15 protein-coding genes are annotated in these 19251 nt (G+C 54.8%); 8 read left to right on the forward strand and 7 right to left on the reverse strand.

Annotated elements, in window-relative coordinates; translation table 11 throughout:
* Genes urtC through urtE form a run of 3 tightly spaced genes read left to right on the forward strand, consistent with a single transcriptional unit; the run spans nucleotide 1 to nucleotide 2620 of the window.
* On the forward strand, nucleotides 1–1095 hold the full coding sequence (gene urtC / locus ACZYTD_RS07760) for an urea ABC transporter permease subunit UrtC (protein WP_463890959.1): 1095 nt from the start codon (nucleotides 1–3) through the stop codon (nucleotides 1093–1095).
* Entirely contained in the window at nucleotides 1092–1931 is an 840-nt protein-coding gene (gene urtD, locus ACZYTD_RS07765) for an urea ABC transporter ATP-binding protein UrtD (protein ID WP_463890962.1), read from the forward strand. Before urtC ends, urtD begins: the two co-directional genes overlap by 4 nt.
* Nucleotides 1925–2620, forward strand: coding sequence for an urea ABC transporter ATP-binding subunit UrtE (urtE, locus tag ACZYTD_RS07770; RefSeq protein ID WP_463890965.1), 696 nt, complete (start codon nucleotides 1925–1927; stop codon nucleotides 2618–2620). Before urtD ends, urtE begins: the two co-directional genes overlap by 7 nt.
* 88 nt (nucleotides 2621–2708) lie before the next feature.
* Here urtE and ACZYTD_RS07775 read toward each other — a convergent pair whose 3' ends face one another.
* From ACZYTD_RS07775 to ACZYTD_RS07785, 3 genes are all read right to left on the reverse strand, one after another.
* Complete coding sequence (locus ACZYTD_RS07775) at nucleotides 2709–4007, reverse strand: dicarboxylate/amino acid:cation symporter (RefSeq protein WP_463890967.1); 1299 nt, start codon at nucleotides 4005–4007, stop codon at nucleotides 2709–2711.
* Nucleotides 4008–4275: 268 nt separating this feature from the next.
* Nucleotides 4276–4833 carry a 3-hydroxyacyl-[acyl-carrier-protein] dehydratase FabA gene (gene fabA, locus ACZYTD_RS07780; RefSeq protein WP_463890970.1) on the reverse strand — a complete coding sequence of 186 codons (558 nt, stop codon included), beginning with the start codon at nucleotides 4831–4833 and terminating at the stop codon, nucleotides 4276–4278.
* A gap of 64 nt (nucleotides 4834–4897) precedes the next feature.
* Complete coding sequence (locus ACZYTD_RS07785; protein ID WP_463890972.1) at nucleotides 4898–6886, reverse strand: Lon protease family protein; 1989 nt, start codon at nucleotides 6884–6886, stop codon at nucleotides 4898–4900.
* 355 nt (nucleotides 6887–7241) lie between these two features.
* Between ACZYTD_RS07785 and ACZYTD_RS07790 the strand changes: the two genes are divergently transcribed.
* The 3 genes from ACZYTD_RS07790 to ACZYTD_RS07800 all read left to right on the forward strand — a co-directional run bounded on the left by ACZYTD_RS07790 (nucleotide 7242) and on the right by ACZYTD_RS07800 (nucleotide 10268).
* The gene (locus ACZYTD_RS07790; RefSeq protein ID WP_463890974.1) at nucleotides 7242–7364 is read left to right on the forward strand and encodes a hypothetical protein; all 123 of its coding nucleotides are present in this window, start codon (nucleotides 7242–7244) and stop codon (nucleotides 7362–7364) included.
* 227 nt (nucleotides 7365–7591) lie between these two features.
* Nucleotides 7592–8356: a TSUP family transporter gene (locus ACZYTD_RS07795; RefSeq protein ID WP_463890976.1), complete on the forward strand. Its 765-nt coding sequence runs from the start codon at nucleotides 7592–7594 to the stop codon at nucleotides 8354–8356.
* A 268-nt stretch (nucleotides 8357–8624) separates the two neighbouring features.
* Nucleotides 8625–10268, forward strand: coding sequence for a DUF2813 domain-containing protein (locus ACZYTD_RS07800; protein ID WP_463890977.1), 1644 nt, complete (start codon nucleotides 8625–8627; stop codon nucleotides 10266–10268).
* A gap of 3 nt (nucleotides 10269–10271) precedes the next feature.
* On the opposite strand, the gene glgX is transcribed toward ACZYTD_RS07800, so the two are convergent.
* The 4 genes from glgX to paeA all read right to left on the reverse strand — a co-directional run bounded on the left by glgX (nucleotide 10272) and on the right by paeA (nucleotide 17724).
* Nucleotides 10272–12350, reverse strand: coding sequence for a glycogen debranching protein GlgX (gene glgX / locus ACZYTD_RS07805; protein ID WP_463890980.1), 2079 nt, complete (start codon nucleotides 12348–12350; stop codon nucleotides 10272–10274).
* 140 nt (nucleotides 12351–12490) lie between these two features.
* Nucleotides 12491–14893 (reverse strand): endopeptidase La, encoded by a 2403-nt coding sequence (lon, locus tag ACZYTD_RS07810; protein WP_463890982.1) that lies wholly within the window; start codon nucleotides 14891–14893, stop codon nucleotides 12491–12493.
* A gap of 194 nt (nucleotides 14894–15087) precedes the next feature.
* Complete coding sequence (locus ACZYTD_RS07815; protein ID WP_463890984.1) at nucleotides 15088–16371, reverse strand: amidohydrolase; 1284 nt, start codon at nucleotides 16369–16371, stop codon at nucleotides 15088–15090.
* Between the two features lie 42 nt (nucleotides 16372–16413).
* A complete protein-coding gene (gene paeA / locus ACZYTD_RS07820; protein ID WP_463890986.1) occupies nucleotides 16414–17724 on the reverse strand; it encodes a polyamine export protein PaeA in 1311 nt (436 codons plus the stop codon).
* Between the two features lie 1120 nt (nucleotides 17725–18844).
* Here paeA and ACZYTD_RS07825 point away from each other — a divergent pair.
* Together ACZYTD_RS07825 and ACZYTD_RS07830 are read left to right on the forward strand one after the other, a co-directional pair.
* Nucleotides 18845–18979, forward strand: a complete 135-nt coding sequence (locus ACZYTD_RS07825) for a hypothetical protein (RefSeq protein WP_463890988.1) — start codon at nucleotides 18845–18847, stop codon at nucleotides 18977–18979.
* Nucleotides 18980–19010: 31 nt separating this feature from the next.
* On the forward strand, nucleotides 19011–19247 hold the full coding sequence (locus ACZYTD_RS07830) for a thioredoxin family protein (protein ID WP_463890989.1): 237 nt from the start codon (nucleotides 19011–19013) through the stop codon (nucleotides 19245–19247).
* Nucleotides 19248–19251 lie beyond the last annotated feature (4 nt).

Raw genomic sequence — 19251 nt, forward strand, 5'->3', positions numbered from 1 at the left:
ATGAGCGGCTCATTTATCAAAACAACCTTGTGGCAGGATAAGCGCGGTCTGAGCGTCTTTGCCCTGCTCTGGCTCGGCGTACTGCTGGCCCTTGGCGCCAACCTGCTGCCGCAAGAGAGCGCCCTCTATGTGGGCAGCAACACCATCACACTGCTGGGCAAGTATCTCTGTTTCGCCCTGTTGGCGGTGGCGCTGGATCTCATCTGGGGTTATCTGGGGATCCTGAGTCTCGGCCATGCCGCCTTTTTCGCCCTGGGGGGCTATGCCATGGGCATGTACCTGATGCGCCAGATTGGCGATCGCGGTGTCTATGGCAACGCCGAGTTACCCGATTTCATGGTGTTCCTCAATTGGCAGGAGCTGCCCTGGTTCTGGCAGGGGTTCAATCACTTTCCCTTTGCCCTGCTGATGGTGGTGCTGGTGCCAGGGCTGCTGGCTTTTGCCTTCGGTTTTCTGGCCTTCCGCTCCCGGGTCACGGGGGTCTACCTCTCCATCATGACCCAGGCGCTGACCTACGCCCTGATGCTGGCCTTCTTCCGCAACGAGATGGGCTTTGGCGGCAACAACGGCCTCACCGATTTCAAGGATCTGCTGGGCTTCTCCCTGACCGCCGATAGTACCCGGCTGGCGCTGTTCGTGCTGTCGGCGCTGGCGCTCACCCTGGGTTACCTGGCGTGCCGCCTCATCATGGCCTCCCGGCTGGGGCGGGTTGCCATCGCCATCCGCGACACCGAGATGCGTACCCGCTTCATCGGCTACCGGGTGGAGTGGTTCAAGCTGGCGCTCTTTGTCTTCTCGGCCATGCTGGCCGGCATAGCCGGGGCTCTCTATGTGCCGCAAGTGGGGATCATCAACCCGGGCGAGTTTTCACCGCTCAACTCCATCGAGCTGGTGATCTGGGTCGCCGTGGGCGGACGCGGCACTCTGTATGGTGCCGTGATCGGCGCCCTGCTGGTCAACTATGCCAAAACCGTCTTTACCGGCGTACTGCCTGATGAGTGGCTCTACGCCCTGGGGGCCCTCTTCGTGCTGGTGACCCTCTTTCTGCCTCGTGGCGTCATGGGGCTGTTTCAACGCAAGGAGATAGCCGCATGACCATGTTTGCCAACACCCGGGAGTTGTTTACTCCAGATTACTGGCACGAGCGCTTCTCTCCACGCCAGCAGCCGGATCTCAACCTGACCCACGGCATGATCCTCTATCTGGAGGGGATCAGCGTCAGCTTCGATGGCTTCAAGGCGCTCAATAACCTCAATCTCTACATCAAGGCTGGCGAGCTGCGCTGCATCATAGGCCCCAATGGTGCAGGCAAAAGCACCATGATGGATGTGATCACCGGCAAGACCCGGCCTGACTGCGGCACGGCCTGGTTTGGTCAGAATATCGATCTCTTAAGTCTGGATGAGCCCGCCATTGCCCAGGTCGGCATAGGCCGCAAGTTTCAAAAACCCACCGTCTTTGAGCCGCTGACGGTGGAAGAGAACCTGGAGCTGGCACTGGCTGGCCCCAAGGGGGTATGGCGGACGCTGCGTGCCCGGTTGCAGGGGGAGGACAGAGACTATCTGGATCAGGTGCTGCTGCTGATAGGTCTGGTCAGCGAGCGCAAGCGCCTGGCTGGCGTGCTCTCCCATGGTCAGAAGCAGTGGCTGGAGATCGGCATGTTGCTGATGCAACGACCCCAGCTGCTGCTAGTCGATGAACCGGTGGCGGGGATGACCCACCAGGAGATGGAGCGCACCGCCGAGCTGCTCACCTCGCTGGCCGGCGAGCACTCGGTCGTGGTGGTGGAGCACGATATGGATTTTGTTCGCAGCATAGCCCAGCATGTGACCGTGCTGCATCAGGGCGCTGTGCTGGCCGAAGGGAGCATGGCCCAGGTCCAGGCCAACCCCAAGGTGGTGGAAGTCTATCTGGGAGAGCCAGTATGTTAGTTGTCGACACCCTCAATCAATTCTATGGCCAATCCCACACCCTGCGTGACTTGAGCCTGCAGGTAAACCAGGGAGAGTGCCTCTGTCTGATGGGGCGTAACGGCGTGGGCAAGACCACGCTGCTCAATGCCATCATGGGGCAGTTGCCACTCAAGGCCGGTCGTATCGAGTTTGCCGGTCAGGAGATACAGGATCTCGCCGTCGAGCAACGGGCCGAGCTGGGCATTGGCTATGTGCCGCAGGGGCGGCAGATCTTTCCGCTGCTGACGGTGGAGGAGAACCTGCGTATTGGCCTGCCGGCGCGCCGTGACAAGCTGCGGCAGATACCTGAGTTCATCTATGAGCTGTTTCCCGTGCTCAAGGAGATGAAGCACAGACGAGGCGGCGACCTCTCGGGTGGCCAGCAGCAACAACTGGCCATAGGGCGCGCCCTGGTGCTCGATCCCAAGCTGCTGATCCTGGATGAACCCACTGAGGGCATTCAACCCAATGTGGTGGCGGATATTGGCGCCATCATACGGCGGCTCAATCGGGAGATGGGGCTGACGGTGTTACTGGTGGAGCAGAAGTTGCCCTTTGCCCGCAAGGTGGGGGATCGCTTCTGCCTGCTGGATCGGGGCCATGCTGTGGCGCAAGGGGCCATGAGCGAGCTGGATGAGTCGCTGATCCGCACCTATCTGACGGTGTAAACGAACGGCGCTGTTGCATGATGCTTCATTGCCAAGAACATCTCGAACGGCCCCCTTGCCGAAGGGGCCGTTTGGGTTAACCGGGCTCTTACTCGTAGGCGGGAGCGGCTGAGGCCGGTGCCGCGCTATTCAGAGCCAGTATCTCCTCCTGACTCAGGGCCTCGGTAAGCCCACCTTCACTCTTGGCCACCACAGAGGCGGCAAGGGCATTGCCCAGCACATTGGTGGCGGAGCGCCCCATATCCAGGAAGTGGTCAATCCCCAGCAAGAGCAGTATGCCTGCCTCGGGAATATGGAACTGACTCAGGGTCGCGGCAATCACCACCAGGGAGGCGCGCGGCACCCCCGCCATTCCCTTGGAGGTCACCATCAACAACAGCAACATGGTGATCTGTTGGCCGAAGCTGAGATCGATGCCATACGCCTGGGCAATAAACAGGGTGGCAAAGGTGCAGTACATCATGGAGCCATCCAGGTTGAAGGAGTAGCCCATGGGCAGCACGAAACTGGCAATCCGTTTCGGGCAACCAAAGTGCTCCAGCCGCTCCAGCGTTTTGGGATAGGCCGCTTCGGAGCTAGCGGTGGAGAAGGCCAGCAGGGCGGGTTCCCGCACGGCCCTGAGTAACTCCAGCACTCGCTTACCCAGAAAGAGCGAGCCTAACCCCAACAACAGCAGCCACAGGGTGCCGATGGAGAGATAGAACTGAGCCATGAAGCTGCCATAGGTCCCCAGTATCCCCATCCCCTCTTTTGCCACCATGGCGGCGATGGCAGCAAAGACCGCCAGGGGCGCAAAGCCCATCACAAAGCCAGTGACCTTCAACATAATATCGGCGGTAGCGTTGAGCAGCGTGACCACCGGCTTGGCGCGCTCGCCGACGGCGGCGGCCGCCAGACCAAAGAAGAGCGAGAAGATCACAATTTGCAGGATTTCATTGTTGGCCATGGCCTCGACCACACTCTTGGGAATGGCGTGGCTGATGAAATCCTTCAGGGTGATGGCGCCTTTAGCCAGGCCGGTATCGGCTGTCACCTCGGGCACCACCAGGTCCAACCCCACACCCGGTTTAAGCAGGGTGACCATGACCAGTCCCAAGCTCAAGGAGAGCAGGGAAGCGGTCATAAACCATCCCATGGTTTTCATACCAATACGGCCTACCGTTTTGGTATCCCCCATCTTGGCAATGCCCACCGTCAGGGTGGTGAAGACCAGGGGCGCGATGATCATCTTGATAAGCCGCAAGAAGATGTCGGTGAGCAGGGTAATATTGTCCACAAAACTGGCTATGGCAGCCGGGTCTGTAGCCAGGGAGCGAACCAATTGCCCCACCAGTATCCCTAACAACATCCCGATCAGGATGGCAATCGTCAATCGATTCATTTTCATAGGCGCAAGATCTCACTTGTAGAGCAGCAAACTCAACTGAGCCAAATGTCATTTATCATGTGAATGACACGATTCACTATTATTAATATTTGGTAAAAAACAACCAGAACAGCAGATATGCACTGCATGTGTTGAGGAAGGATGCCTAAATCCCTACTGCAGATCCAGGAAAAACATGCTGATAGATACAATGGTCTGGGATCAACAAATAAAAAAGCCTGAACCACTAAAGTTCAGGCTTTTGGCAAATCAGTCGACTAGCGACGAGTTAGAAGGACGAGGTATCGGTAAACAGACCCACCTTCAGATCGCTGGCAGCATAAATAGGACGGCCATCGACTTCCACCACGCCATCGGCGATCCCCATGATCAGTTTACGCCAAATAAGGCGCTTCATCTGGATCTTGTAGGTGACCTTTTTGGCGGTCGGCAGTATCTGGCCGGTGAATTTGACTTCACCCACACCCAGAGCACGCCCCTTACCAGGGCCACCCTTCCAACCCAAGTAGAAGCCGACTAACTGCCACATGGCATCCAGGCCCAGGCAACCAGGCATCACAGGGTCACCCGGGAAGTGGCAGCCGAAGAACCACAGATCCGGAGTGATATCCAGCTCGGCGATGATTTCACCCTTGTCGAACAGGCCGCCCACCGCGCTGATCTTGGCGATACGATCCATCATCAGCATGTTAGGTGCTGGCAACTGGCTGTTACCCGGGCCAAACAGTTCACCACGGCTGCACGCTAGCAGATCCTCACGGCTGAAAGCATTCTTCCCTTGTTCACACAAAGAGGGGAGTTCGACTACGGAGTTGTTATCCAACACGCTTGTTATCCTATGTCATATGATAATTTTTTTAGCTGCGCCCAATTTAGCGAACAGGTGTGCGCTAAACAACTCCGATCACTTGTCCCAGACGTGTAAAGAGTGATCTGAGTAACCCTTTTGAACGGGCAGAGCCATTCAACTCGTCCAGCCGCTCGCGAATTCGGCCAAATAGCGTCTGCTCATCATCTATGTCGCCCGCTTTACAACCCGTCAGTAATTCGATGGCCTCATTGACGTGTTCAACGGCATAGATATGGAATTGTCCCGCGCGAACCGCCTCGATCACCTCATCAGAGAGCACCAGCTGTAGCTGATTGGTGGCCGGTATTATGACCCCCTGCTTGCCAGTCAAGCCATGGATGTGACAGATGCGGAAGAAGCCCTCAATCTTCTCATTGAGTCCCCCGACCGGTTGCACATTGCCGAACTGATCGACGGCGCCTGTCACGGCAAAGTGTTGGTATATGGGTTGCTGAGCCAGAGCCGAGAGCAGGGCGCACAGGCCAGTCAGTGAAGCGCTGTCACCGTCGATTTCATGGTAGGACTGCTCGAACACCAGATTGGCCGAAAGTGGCGAGGGATTTTCGGCCCCAAACTGAGTGGATATATAGCCGTGGATGATCATCATCGCCTTGGCATGGATATGTCCTGCCAGCTCGGCCTTACGCTCGATATCAGCCACATCGCCATCGCCCAGATGCACTGTGGCCGTCAGCCGTACCGGTTCACCGAAGTCATAGGGGTGCCCCATGATCTCGATGACAGAAAGACCATTGATCTGACCAATCACCTCACCATCGGTCTGCAACAGCACCTGGCCATCCACCACCCCCTGATCCGATTGCTCTACCACATAGTTGAGCCGATACTCCTGCTCGGCCAGGGCCGCATCGACCTCGGCTTTGCTGATCAACTCTTTTTGCTCTTCACGGGCTACGCTGTCGGCCAGCCGCATCAGGGCACCGATCTGAGTCTCCGCTATCGCCAGTATCTGTTGGTGTTCACACAAACGACAGGCAAAGCGGCAGAGGGCATAGATGGCGGACTCATCAAAATCCAGCAGTTTTTCCTGTTCGCGGATGCCGCTCAGTAAGCCGATAAACAGCTCGAAGCCCTCTTCTATGGGCAGCTCTGAGACTAAGTCGGTGCGCAGGAAAATTCGTTCGGCAATCTCCCGATCCAGCAGACTAAACTCGGCAGTGGTGAGGCGATCACCCACCAGAATGAGTTTAAGTTTGATAGGCGTCGGCTCTGGACGGAAGAAGGGCGTCACCAACTGATTATCAACCGGATTGCTCCAATCCAGAAAGCCCGTCTCCAGCGTATTGCGCAGCTTGAACCAGAGGGCGGGGTCATCCATCAACTCTTCCAGTGGCAGGATCAGGAAGCCACCGTTGGCCTCGCGCAATAGACCGGGCTCCAGCAGGTGATGATGGCTAAAGACTGTGCCTTGCTCGGTTTGGAAGTTAAGCTCACCAAACAGGGTAGGCCAGTCGAGATCGCGGCCATAGATGACGGGCGGGGTCTCTGTCTCATGGTGGATCATCAGATTGATGAGGATAGGGTGGCTAAAGGTTCCCCCCTGAGCCACATGGATGGCCAATTGGCTCAGGTAAGTGGCAATTTTCTCATCCTGATCCTGTTTTTTCAGGATGCGCGTCACTACGGCTTCGGCATCCAAGTGATGACTGAGTAAACGCAGCAGATCCCCGATCAATTCGCAAAATTCGATGCCACTCCCTGGCTTGAGCTTGAGCCAGAGTGGACGGAACGGGTCTTCCAGATTTTCGGCATAACAGAGATCGAACAATTCACCATTATCGGGTGAACAGTCATCAATCAAGTCGATCACTGTTTGCTCATAATCAACACCGGGAAAACCACTCAGCAGTAGGGTATCCCCACCGCGGCGCATACTGATAAGCCGACTGATGGCTGATGCGGCTCTAGGCTGAGCATCAGAAAAGCGAAGGGGCTCGTACGCAGACAAGGTGGTCTTGGTGAGAGCAGGAAAGAGCGGCAATAAATTTTCTAATTTAAATTCAATCACTTATTATTTTCTACTGCGATGCTTTGTCTGATCATTCAATTATAACGCAAGGCAGGAGAGGGTGGCAGCGCCAGTTTGCAGCCATCTGAGCTGGCGCACACTGGCGAGGCAAAGCCCATAAACAAGCAATGTAATTACATTTCATTACTGTAGGTGTTTATCAGTAATTTAATCAAAAACCCCACTGCGAAAACCAATATAAGCCTCATTCAAACCCACTTGCGTTATATTAAAGTCATTATGATGAAAATTTATTACACCACCAGTAGACAAAAGTGTGACGAAGATCAACAATGCACCACAGCAAAATGAGTGGTCAGCTAAACCTGGTCGCAACTAAGGCAAGGAGAGTCATATGAGTTTCAAGGATCTGAAACACTATCTGAAAGGGCAAGAGGATCTGGCCAAGATCCGTCGCATGACAGAACGGGCTTTTGGCAAACGCCGTGCTCATTACCATTTTGAGTATCTGGACTAACCGGGTACTTCCAGTTTCCTTATGTTGTTGTTTGTGCCTGGCAGAGCGGTGCTGTTCACCCCACACCGTGATGTGTAAGTGGCTTTTATTTCTGACTTAAGTGTCAGCTCCTTTTCGGCAGCCTTTTAGGCTGCCTTTTTTATATTCCTCCCCAACCGCCATTGACAGCCCATATCCCGACTGGTAGCTGTAAGTGTTGCGGCCGAGGCGCTAGAGATTGAGGCTCTATGGAATTTGAATTGACCACCCTGGCCGGCTTGGCGCTCAGCGCCCTGGTGGCAGGGTTTATCGACGCCATTGCCGGGGGCGGCGGGCTCATCACGCTGCCCGCTCTGTTGGCAGCCGGGCTGACGCCAGCCCAGGCACTGGGTACCAACAAGCTGCAGAGCTCGTTCGGCAGTTTCTCGGCCACGTGGTACTTTGCGCGCCGAGGCTACATAGAGTTCAGGCAGATGCGTTTGGCTATTTTGCTCACCTTCACGGGGAGCGCCTTGGGGACTCTGGTGGTACAAAGGCTGGATGCCAGCGCGCTGTCGCGGGCTATCCCCTTTTTACTGATCGGCTTTGCGCTCTATTTTTTACTCTCGCCCAGAGTGGGCGATACCGATAGCCAACGGCGCCTCTCCATTCCGGCGTTCGCCTTTACCATTGGGTTGGGCGTCGGTTTCTACGATGGTTTCTTCGGTCCAGGTACCGGCTCCTTCTTCGCGTTAGGCTTTGTCGCCCTGGCAGGGTGCAATCTGGCTAAGGCCACCGCCCACAGCAAGCTGCTCAACTTCACCTCCAACCTGGCTTCTTTGCTCTTTTTCGCCTTAGGGGGCAAGATCGTCTGGGTGGTAGGCTTCTCCATGGCGCTGGGGCAGTTGATCGGGGCTCGGTTGGGATCAAAAATGGTGGTCAAACAGGGGGGAAAACTCATCAAGCCGCTGATTGTCACCATGTCGTTGCTGATGTGTGCCAAGTTGCTCTATCAGCAATATGGCCTGTCATAAAGAATTCATCGAGCCTACCTTGAACTGACCCATCAGTAGTCCAAGGTAAGGGGATAACAGCTAACGAGGTTACCCCATGAAAGTGAAAAGACGTGCCGCCCGCCATCGCCATCTTTGGTTTTCCGTCTGGAATCAAGATCAGCTGGTCAATGCTGATGTTCACCAAGAAAAACCGGCTAAAGTCAGCGGCCGCTAACACAATTTATCCCGGTCGCTGGCAAAAGGCGTAAGCCTTTGCCACCATGAAAAAAAACCAGCGGCCGTTGCTATGTATCTGGAACATGTAGATATTCGTGGTTTTCGTGGCATTAACCGACTCTCAATCGGTTTGCAGCAAACGACTGCCCTGATCGGCGAAAACGCCTGGGGTAAAACCAGTCTGCTACGCGCCCTCTGGTGCCTGCTGGGGCAGGGAGAGGTGCCTTACCAATTTGCGGTTGATGATTTTCACCATCCGGCAGAGCCGGATCACCCAGCCGCAACCCACCTGCAAATTATCCTCACCTTCAGTGAATATCGTCCAGATATGAGCTCCCACTCGGGTCGGCTGTCGCGGCTGGCCGCCGTCTGGGTGCGACATCGTGACGGTTTTCATCGTATCCACTACCGGGCGGCAGCGGAACTCACCCTCCAAGGCGAGATCCTCTCGGAGCACGGTTTTCTGGATGAGAATGGTCACGAGCTGCCGCTGCCGGAGGTGAAGAGTACACTGCACCAGTTAATGCTGATGAACCCTGTACTGCGCCTGCGTGACGCCCGCGCCACCCGCACCGGCGATATGGACACAGGCGATGGGTGGGAAAAGACTCTGGATAGTTTCTCTTCCCAACTGATGGATGATGAGAGTCAGATCATCGACCCCTCCAGGCTACGAACCGGGGTCCAGGCGGTGCAACACCTGATGGCCCACTACCTGAACAGTGTGCCCCCAATCAAACCGCGGCCGCGCAGCGCCCGGGATATAGTGACGAAACCCGCGAACCTGCGAGGGCTCGGGGATCTCCATGCGCTACTGCGTAGCGCCGATCACCATGCGGTACAACTGGCCATGGCTGGACTCGGCGCCGCCTTATTGCAGGCCCGCGGCGACAGGGAAATCGAGGCCGAGGCCAGACCCATATTGATACTGGAAGATCCAGAAAGTCGACTGCATCCGACCATGCTGGCCCTGGCCTGGGGCTTGCTCGAACAGCTGCCGGGCCAAAAAATCCTGACCACCAACTCGGGCGACTTGCTGGCGTCCATGCCACTGGGCCAGATCCGGCGTCTGGTTCGCCATAGCAATGAAACCCGCTGCTACCGACTCAATGATGAACAACTGAGTTCCGATGATCTACGGCGTATCGCCTTTCATGTCCGCATCAACCGGCCCATGTCGCTGTTTGCCCGTTGTTGGCTACTCGTCGAGGGGGAGACCGAAATATGGTTGCTCTCCGAGTTGGCCCATATCAGTGGCATTAACTTACGGGGGGAAGGGATCCGTATCATCGAATTTGCCCAGTGTGGTACCGGCCCGCTCATCAAGGCGGCCCGTGACTTTGGCATTCAGTGGCACCTGTTGGCCGATGGCGATGAGGCTGGCAGCAAATACGCCAGCGGCGTGCGCAGCCAGTTACGCGGTGATGATGAGCGAGAGCGCCTGACCCTCTTGCCCGCCAAAGATATCGAACACTTTCTGTTTCATCACGGCTTTGATGAGGTTTACCGCCGGGAGGCGGGCAACAATCGCAATAACCGCAACCCCTGGCTATCGGCAACTAAGCTCATCGACCGCGCCATCAGCCATCGCAGTAAACCAGGTATGGCGCTGGCCATAGTGGAAGAGGCTGAGCGGCGGGGGCAAGAAGCCATTCCGTTGTTGCTACGGCAAATGTTCAGCAAGATATTGGCCCTGGCTCGCAGCCAGGGCTAGCAACTAATTTTTGCCATGGAAAGCGCCACAGACAAACAGGCAGGCGGAGCGAGGCGCCGCCGTATAGTTGGTATCCACTATCTGCAGGGGCTCGCCCAACGGGACTATGTCGTTAGGGGGGGCTAGCGCCGTGTCGAGGATCCGGCACCAATTGCCTTCAATATCCGGCGGCGGCAAGGGCAGGGTGAAGGTCAAGGGCTCCCAATAGCTATTGAAGATGAGATAGATGGCCACCTTAACGTCCAACGAAATGGCCGACATGGCCAGGGCGTGGGAGTTAGCATTCCAATCAGGGGTATAGGCGCGAACCCCATGCCAACAGATCTCGGCACGGTGCAAGATCTCGGCCAGCGACATCATTAGCCCCATGTCCCGATTGCGGCTAAACAGATACTTGCGGTATTTGATGAGCTCGGTGACAAAGCGCAGCATGTGCAGGGAATTGGGTGTCTGATGCCAATTGACCCAGCTCAAGGCATTGTTCTGGCAATAGGCGTTGTTATTGCCATGCTGGGTGCGTAGCACCTCGTCCCCCATCAGCAACATGGGCGTACCGATGGAGAGCAGGGTTGCCGTAAGCATATTCTTACACTGGCGCTGCCGGATACTTTGCACCTCGCGATTAGGGGTATCGCCCTCATGCCCATGATTCCAACTGTGGTTGTCGGACATGCCATCCCGGTTATCTTCGCCGTTGGCATAGTTATGTTTCTGGTTATAACTGACCAGATCCCACAGGGTGAAACCATCATGGCAGGTGACAAAGTTGATGCTCTTCTCCGGGTCGGCATGGTTGTATTGGTAAATGTCCGGGCTACCTATCATACGATTGGCAAAATTGGCTATGGTGCCCTCATCTCCTTTGACAAAGCGCCGCACATCATCCCGGAATTGCCCATTCCACTCCCGCCAGCGGGAGCCCGCCAGTGAACCGACTTGATACAGGCCACCCGCATCCCACGCCTCGGCGATCATCTTGCAGTCGGCCAACACTGGATCGGTATCTATGGCCAGCAGGGTCGGCGGATAGACCAGGGGCTTACCATCTTCATCCCGCGAGAGGATCGAGGCGAGATCAAAACGGAAACCATCCACATGCATGTGTTCGCGCCAGTAGCGCAGGCTGTCGATGATGAGATGTTTAGTGACGGCATGTGAGCCGTTCAGCGTGTTACCACAACCTGAGTAGTTGGTGTTGCTGCGCGTGACCGGATCAAGAATGTAATAGGCTTCATGATCTATACCCCGGAAGCAGAAGAGCGGGCCATCATCCCCCCCTTCGGCGGTATGGTTATAGACCACATCCAGGATCACCTCGATACCGGCAGCATGCAGCGCCTTGACCATGTCCCGGAACTCATTGAGTGGCCCCTTGATCCGTTTGTCGCTGGCGTAACCGCAATGGGGTGCAAAGAAGGACATGGGGCTGTATCCCCAATAGTTATCCTTACCACTGGGCGCATCCTGAGGGTCAAACTGGAAGATGGGCAACAGCTCCACTGCGGTAATGCCGAGGGATTGCAGATAGGGGATCTTCTCTATGAGACCGGCATAGGTGCCACGTAGATCCTTGCTCAGGCCACTAGAGGGGTCTTTGGTAAATCCCCCCACATGCATCTCATAAATGATAGAGCGGGACATGGGATGCGAGGGCGATTGATCCTCTCCCCACTCATAGGTGGATAAATCCACCACCGCACTCTTGGCGCAACAGTGTAGGTTGCTACCGGGGCGGCTGGCAGCCCAGCGATCATAGTGATCACCCAGCACCACTTCTCGGCCATAGGGATCGAGCATCACTTTTTCCGGATCGAAGCGCGTACCCTCGTAGGGACGCCAAGGGCCATTGATGCGCCAACCATAAAGCTGACCATCACCGACATCTTCGACGAATACATGCCAATAGTAGGCAGTCCGGTTTTGCAGCGGAGAGAGGCGAATAACCTTGGGTTGCTGGTCATCGGCCGAGCGGAAGAGCAGTAGCTCGACGCCACTCGCCAAACGCGCCCAGATGGCGAAATTGACGCCATCGCCCTCCAGGGTGGCGCCTAATACCCTGCAGTGTCCTTTGCGTACTATCATAATGGCTCCATTTATCCTGCCATGGCACACGCATCGGCTGCGCAACAGCGCACTACCGACTACCTCATTGGCAAGCCTATTGCTTGTCTGGTTTTAGCTCTTTGCCCCTAAGCATAGTGAAAAGCTTGTGATTTGGCTCATCAGTTCCGCTCGGGAAAGAGTAATTTAGCGACTTCTCTATACTGACTGGCAAAATGAAAGGTTACGCCTTCGCGCACATTCTCGGGCAGCTCATCCACCTCGCCGCGGTTCGCGTCAGGCACAATCAGTTGGCGAATACCTTGACGCTTGGCGGCAATGACCTTTTCGCGCACCCCGCCAATGGCCAATATGTGGCCGGTTAGGGTTAGCTCACCGGTCATGGCATAGCCCTTGGTCGGCGCCATGCCGAGTGCCAGGGAAAGTAGGGCGCTGGCCATGGTGATGCCGGCACTGGGGCCGTCCTTTGGCGTGGCCCCTTCTGGCACATGTAGATGGATCATGGCTTGATCAAAATAGTGACTATCTGCGCTATAGCTTTTGAGGTTGGCGCTGAGATAGCTGTAGGCTAACTCGGCCGACTCGCGCATCACATCACCCAACTGACCTGTGAGCTTGAGGCCGCGACTCTGTTGATGCACCAAGGTCGCTTCAACGGGCAGCGTGGCCCCGCCGAGTGCCGTCCAAGCCAAACCTGTCACTATCCCCACCCCAGCCAGGGCGCGCTCTTTACGATAGAGTGCCGCTCCGAGCAATGGCTCCAGATCGCTGGCCTTGATGTTCAGGGCATCACTCTTCTGCTCCTCCAGCAAAGAAACCACAGATTTGCGGATTATCTTGGCCAACTGTTTCTCCAGGTTACGGACACCGGCTTCTCGGGCATAACCATCAATGATCCCCTTAATGGCACCATCACTGATCTTGAGTTGTTCCTTGCTAACGCCCGCCCGCTCTAACTGGCGTGGCCAGAGGTGGTGCTTGGCAATCGCTAGCTTCTCCTGGGGCAGGTAACCGGAAAGACGGATCACATCCATTCGATCCAGCAGAGGGGAGGGAATGGAGTCCAGGGTATTGGCGGTACAGATAAACAGGCACTTGGAGAGATCAAGCCGCAAGTCCAGATAGTGATCCAGAAAATTGATATTCTGTTCGGGATCCAGAGTTTCAAGCAGGGCCGATGCCGGGTCGCCTTGATGGCTGATCCCTAACTTATCGATTTCATCGAGCATGATCACCGGGTTCATCACCTTAGACTCTTTCAATGCCTGCACCAATTTGCCAGGCAAGGCCCCTATATAGGTGCGTCTATGACCCTTGATCTCCGCTTCGTCACGCATCCCTCCGACACTGAAGCGGTAAAATGGCCTACCCAGCGCATCGGCGATTGAGTGACCTATGGATGTCTTGCCGACCCCGGGTGGCCCCACCAACAACATGATGGCACCACTGATGTCGCTCTTGTAGGCCCCCACAGCCAGAAACTCTATGATGCGTTGCTTCACATCGTCCAGACCATCATGATCCCGATCCAGTATCTTGCGCGAGCGCTTCAAATCCACCTTATCCTGGTGGTAAAGACCCCAGGGCACCTGACTGATCCAATCCAGGTAGTTCCGTGTGACCGCATATTCCGGGGAGCCGGACTCCAGGATCTGTAACTTCTTCAACTCTTCATCGAAGCGCTGTTGCACCGCCTCCGGGATCTTCCGGTTAGCCATCCGCTCGCGAAAGGCCTCGACTTCGGCCGTTTTATCATCCTTCTCCAGCCCCAGCTCTTTTTGGATCACCTTAAGCTGCTCATGGAGGAAAAACTCCCGCTGCCGGGCATTGATATTGCGATCTACCTCATCGCGGATCTGATCTTGTAGCTTGGCAACCTCGATCTCTTTTTTCAGCAGCGCCAAGACCTTCTTCAGGCGTGGCAGCAGGGAAGGGGTGTCGAGAATATCCTGCAGTTCATCCCCGCTTGAGGTGGTAATTGCCGCACCGCAATCAGCCAAGGGGGAGGGATCATTTGGATTAAAACGGTTCAGATACTGCTTCAACTCTTCACTGTAGAGCGGGTTGATGGGCAGTAACTCCTTAATGGCCGTGATCAGCGCCATGGCATACGCCTTGATCTCGGTCTCGAGTGCGGGCACGCCACTCTGCTCATCCGGATAGCGCACCTCGACCAGGTAGGGTGGCTTCTGGGTCAACCAGTTGACGATCTCGACCCGCTGGATACCTTCGGCCACAAACTGCAGCTCATTAGGGCTGGAGCTAGCCTGCAACAGACGGACGGCACAGCCGGTTCTCGGCGTTACCTCCTGCAAGGGCAGATCGCGATCCTTGTCGTCAGCAATACGAAACAACGCCAACATCTTATGGCTCGTCTTGACCACCCGCTCTATGGTATGGCTCCACGGCTCCACCTTGAGCTGAACCGGCAGTATCTGGGAGGGTAAAAAGGGGCGCCCATAAACGGGGATCACATAGAGTTGGGTCGGTCTCTCTTGCCCAGCAACAATCAAGCCGGTGGCATCATGCGTTTGCGCTTCGGAATGCTCGTGATCACTACTCATCCTGCTCACCCTCTTACCGAGTTAAGATGGGGTTACGGTCGCGGAGTGTTTAAATGACCGCCCATACCCGTAAGTAAAGCAGTCAGGAGCGGGAGTAAGCGGGAGATGGCGCATAATTATGAGCGATAGCGGCTACCTAGGCGACTGAGCGGGGTGGGCAACGTCTGTGTATCTTGCCGTTGACCGAGCAGAGCTCACTCCGCGGTAGTGGGCTCTGCCGTCAACTCAGCCGGCGTTAGCGCCTCGATAAAGAGCGCCTCTAGCAGCGCCACGGCCCGCTCCATCACCCGTTCATCAAAATCAAAGCGGTCAGTATGGTGTCCAGCAGCCAGATCGGCCCCCAGTACCAGATAGGCGGCTTGACCACCGCGTTTTTGCACACGCTCGACCATGAAACCCGCATCATCACTGGCGCCAAAGGGCCGCGAGTGAACAACGTTGAAACCAAGGCGGTCAGCCGTCAGGGTAACGGCATGAACGAGGGCAGGGGTGTTATTGATGGAGATAGCTTCGCCCTGGCGACGAATATGGTAATCCACGTCATAGGCCAGACCAGCCGCCTGCACTATGCGTTGCACCGCCGAAAATACATAGTCATTAAGTTGAGGCGTGGCGCCACGACTCTCGCCCTTCAACAGGGCAAAGGCCGGGATCACATTACGCTCAGCCCCTGCATTAAGCTGGCCTATGTTGATCCGGGTCATGCCATCTCTATGGGGGGGAATGGCCAGCATCTGATTCACCGCCTGGCAAGCGGCGGCGAGGGCATTCGCTCCTGCATTGGGCTCCAGTCCGGCATGGGCCGCTCGACCGATAAACTCCACATCAAATTTGGTAGAGCTGAGAAACGCTTCGGGACAGACCACCAACTCACCACTTTGGGCATGAATGCCCAAGTGTATGGCATAGAAGAGATCGACATCATCTAACTGTCCACCCTGGGCCAGCGCCTTGCCACCACGGCACCCCTCTTCAGCTGGCTGAAAGATGAGTTTGATCCGGCCACAGAGCTGCTCTTTATGACGAATTAACTGCTTACCTAAGACCAGAGCAATGGCGGCATGACCGTCATGACCACAGGCATGCATGGCGTGACTATTTTGCGATGCAAAGTTGGCTTGCTGGGGAAAATGCTGTTCACTCTCTGACTCTTGCAGATGCACAGCATCCAGATCAACACGCAGCGCCACACAGGGGCCTGGGCGGCCTGTATCCAGCAGGGCAATCAGGCCGGTAAGACGTTGAGCCTCTAGCCAGTGAGGGTCTGCCCCTTGGCTCATCGCCCGCTGTTTTTCTGCAACCTCATCGATTTGCCGCCCCATAACCGCCGATGCCGAGAAGATCTGATCACCCAGCAGGATCTGATAACCCTCTTTGGCCAGCTCGGCCGCGATAAGGCTAGTGGTGCGGTACTCTGTCCAGGCGGTTTCCGGGAAACGGTGAAAATCACGACGCCAATGTTGCAACAAATCAAGCATAATTATTCATCAATCCTAATGGGAGAGGGCGATCTACTGCCTTTATGCCAACTCGTTATCCGGGGTGATGATCTGGATGCGCGTCACTAATAACTGATCGATCTTGTAGTTATCAATATCCACCACCTCGAACTTGAAACCCGCAAAATTAACCGAGTCCGTCCGTTTGGGAATTTTGCGCAACACATACATCATGAAACCAGCAATGGTCTCGTAATTTTCCACATCAGGGAACGCATCAATTTCCAACGCCCGCATGACATCATCGATGGGAGCCGCGCCATCGATAAGCCAGGAGAACTCATCCCGGCGTACTATCTGCTCTTCAATATTGTGTTGTGTAACCAGATCACCCATCAACGTATTCATCACATCATTGAGCGTGATAATACCAACTACAAGTGCATATTCATTCAAAACGATGGCAAAGTCCTGGCGATTGGCATTGAAACTATCCAGCGTCTCAGAAAGGGTGAGCGAGTCGGGGATCATCAAGGGTGCCTTGACCAGCGCTTCATTATTCAGGGCAACTGGCTGCTGCTGGATGATTCGCAGCAGTATGTCTTTGGTATCCACAAAACCGATGACATTATCAATAGCATCCGCGCAGACTAGAAACTTGGAATGGGGATTGAGCGCTATCTTCTGCTTTATTACGTCTTCACCATCGCGGCGATCGAAGTAAATGATGCTGTCACGCGCCGTCATGGCCGATGGTACCGTCTTGGTATCCAACTCAAATACGTTTTCGATGAGCTGATGTTCCTGCTTGCGCAGTAGCCCGGCCTGGGCACCGGCACTGACCATGGCATACACATCATCTGAGGTGAGCACTTCCTTGTATTGCGTCGGGACATTGAATAAACGGAACACTAAATTAGCCGCACCATTGAACAACCAGACCAGTGGTTTGAACAGTATCAAGCAGAACGACATGGGCCGGACAATAATCATGGCCATGCGCTCAGGCGCCATCATGGCCAGACGCTTCGGGATAAGATCCGCAAACAGTATGAAGAGCGAGGTCACGATAACGAAGGAGCAGACAAAGCTGATGGTTTCCACCAACTTAGGCTCCAGCCAGTTACTGAGCAACGAGGTGAAGTATGGCGTCAGAGCCGACTCACCGACAATACCACCCAAAATGGCCACGGCGTTGAGGCCAATTTGTACCACGGTAAAGAAGTGGCCAGGTTGCTCTTGTAACTGCATGATTTTCTTTGCAGGCAACAAACCATCATCAGCTAGCTGCTGTAGCTTGAGTCGGCGAGATGCCGCCAGAGAAATTTCAGAAACTGAAAAAAAGGAGCTCGCGGCAATTAACGCAAGAATAGCTAGGAGACTGTTTGTCATAATAAACCCGTGTGATGTCTAGATACGCACATGCCATGTGGTAACAGTGTTCGAAACGCCATAGTGGCACTCGGTAGAAAGAATACGGCGTTTATCTGGTGTAAATATTACAAGCCTGGAGCTGAGTATCAAGGATACTACCATATTCAAGATATAAGAGGTAATTTCGCATAATGTATATTATGTTAAATTGCATAATCGGATGCATGTAAACACCGGGGCTTTTGTCATTTCAAGTTGAGACTGAGATCTGATCTCATGATCGTTTTCATCGCCAAACCCTGCTGTGGAAAGGCTTGGCGGCTAATTTAGTAACATCTAATGAATGTGGTTTTAAAATCAGTAGTGAGACTTCCAGCAATCAGTGTTCTGCCGTCAGAGCCTCTTCTTTCGTAACAGAGATGCCGTTATCGAGGCATAAAAGTCGCCATTACCAGAGATTGGCTGGTGTGCAATGGTCGAATTCTTCCGGCCACGACCTCACACCGAAGACGTTGAGCTTGCGCACCAGCTTGAACGTCATGCTATGCGCGCTCTTTACCGACGCTAGCGTGATGCCTCAGGTGACGGTCTCAAAATCGTTGTCAGTTCGTTCGAAGCGTTCCGGCTGTCGGGCGTAAACTAGGAAAGGTTTACCTGTGTCAGTCGTCATGGCTGGCAAAACGACTGAGAACACCGCGCAATTGAAAGCATCCCCTAGTCAATCCTCACTGTGTTAACTTCTGTCGGATCGGGTCAACTCACACCACCGCCTGGACAGCAGGCAGAATGCCGATAAATTGCATTATCGGCATTAAATGAGTTTTGCCCATGAGTTATGAAATAGCTTGCCATTTTTGAGTGGAAAACATCCAAAAACAAAGTGTGCTCCCGCCCTGGGTATAAATGACTAACTAGCAGCCTCCAACACTTGGACGCATAGACAAACTATGAGTTACAGGCCAGCGCTGTAGCGCTAGCAAAGGTGCTTAAATGGCACCCACTCGCTTGTTCCATTTGTGTATACCAAAAGCTTACACAGAAAAACAATTCTTAGCATGCCATCCATAGTCGATCGTAGCTCAACACAAGTACCCTCCCCTCCATTCATTCCCACCGAGTTTGAGTTGGGACTTTTGTGATGGCGGTAATTGCCCTCTCTCTTCCCGAAATGGTCATTCTGCGCAACATACTCAGACCAGGATGGATTGCCACTTTTGTGGCCGTGCTATCCAGCGGCATCCTGTTGGTGGGCTATATCTTCAATGCAGTGTGATAGCCGCTATTCTTAAACCAGAGGTGACATGATGAAAAACATTAAAGTATTGGGTCCGGGCTGTGCCAATTGTAAAACCGTTGCCAAATTGATTACCGCTGTGGCGGTGGAAAAGGGTATTGCCATCGAGCTGGAGAAGGTTGAGGAGATCCGCGAGATCATGAGTTTCGGCATTCTCTCCACGCCCGGCGTGGTGGTGGATGGCCAGGTGGTGCACTCCGGTGGCATCCCCTCGCGTGACAAAATTGAACAGTGGTTGACGGCCTGAGCAT

Source organism: Pseudaeromonas sp. HNCC25DJ180 (assembly GCF_055413345.1).

Bases quoted from the DNA above. Each gene is read 5' to 3' on its own strand.
- ACZYTD_RS07795 (WP_463890976.1), top strand. From the start codon at position 7,592: ATGGAATTTGAATTGACCACCCTGGCCGGCTTGGCGCTCAGCGCCCTG.
- ACZYTD_RS07790 (WP_463890974.1), top strand. From the start codon at position 7,242: ATGAGTTTCAAGGATCTGAAACACTATCTGAAAGGGCAAGAGGATCTG.
- glgX (WP_463890980.1), bottom strand. From the start codon at position 12,350: ATGATAGTACGCAAAGGACACTGCAGGGTATTAGGCGCCACCCTGGAG.
- ACZYTD_RS07830 (WP_463890989.1), top strand. From the start codon at position 19,011: ATGAAAAACATTAAAGTATTGGGTCCGGGCTGTGCCAATTGTAAAACC.
- ACZYTD_RS07825 (WP_463890988.1), top strand. From the start codon at position 18,845: ATGGCGGTAATTGCCCTCTCTCTTCCCGAAATGGTCATTCTGCGCAAC.
- urtD (WP_463890962.1), top strand. From the start codon at position 1,092: ATGACCATGTTTGCCAACACCCGGGAGTTGTTTACTCCAGATTACTGG.
- urtE (WP_463890965.1), top strand. From the start codon at position 1,925: ATGTTAGTTGTCGACACCCTCAATCAATTCTATGGCCAATCCCACACC.
- lon (WP_463890982.1), bottom strand. From the start codon at position 14,893: ATGAGTAGTGATCACGAGCATTCCGAAGCGCAAACGCATGATGCCACC.
- ACZYTD_RS07800 (WP_463890977.1), top strand. From the start codon at position 8,625: ATGTATCTGGAACATGTAGATATTCGTGGTTTTCGTGGCATTAACCGA.
- urtC (WP_463890959.1), top strand. From the start codon at position 1: ATGAGCGGCTCATTTATCAAAACAACCTTGTGGCAGGATAAGCGCGGT.
- paeA (WP_463890986.1), bottom strand. From the start codon at position 17,724: ATGACAAACAGTCTCCTAGCTATTCTTGCGTTAATTGCCGCGAGCTCC.
- ACZYTD_RS07815 (WP_463890984.1), bottom strand. From the start codon at position 16,371: ATGCTTGATTTGTTGCAACATTGGCGTCGTGATTTTCACCGTTTCCCG.
- ACZYTD_RS07775 (WP_463890967.1), bottom strand. From the start codon at position 4,007: ATGAAAATGAATCGATTGACGATTGCCATCCTGATCGGGATGTTGTTA.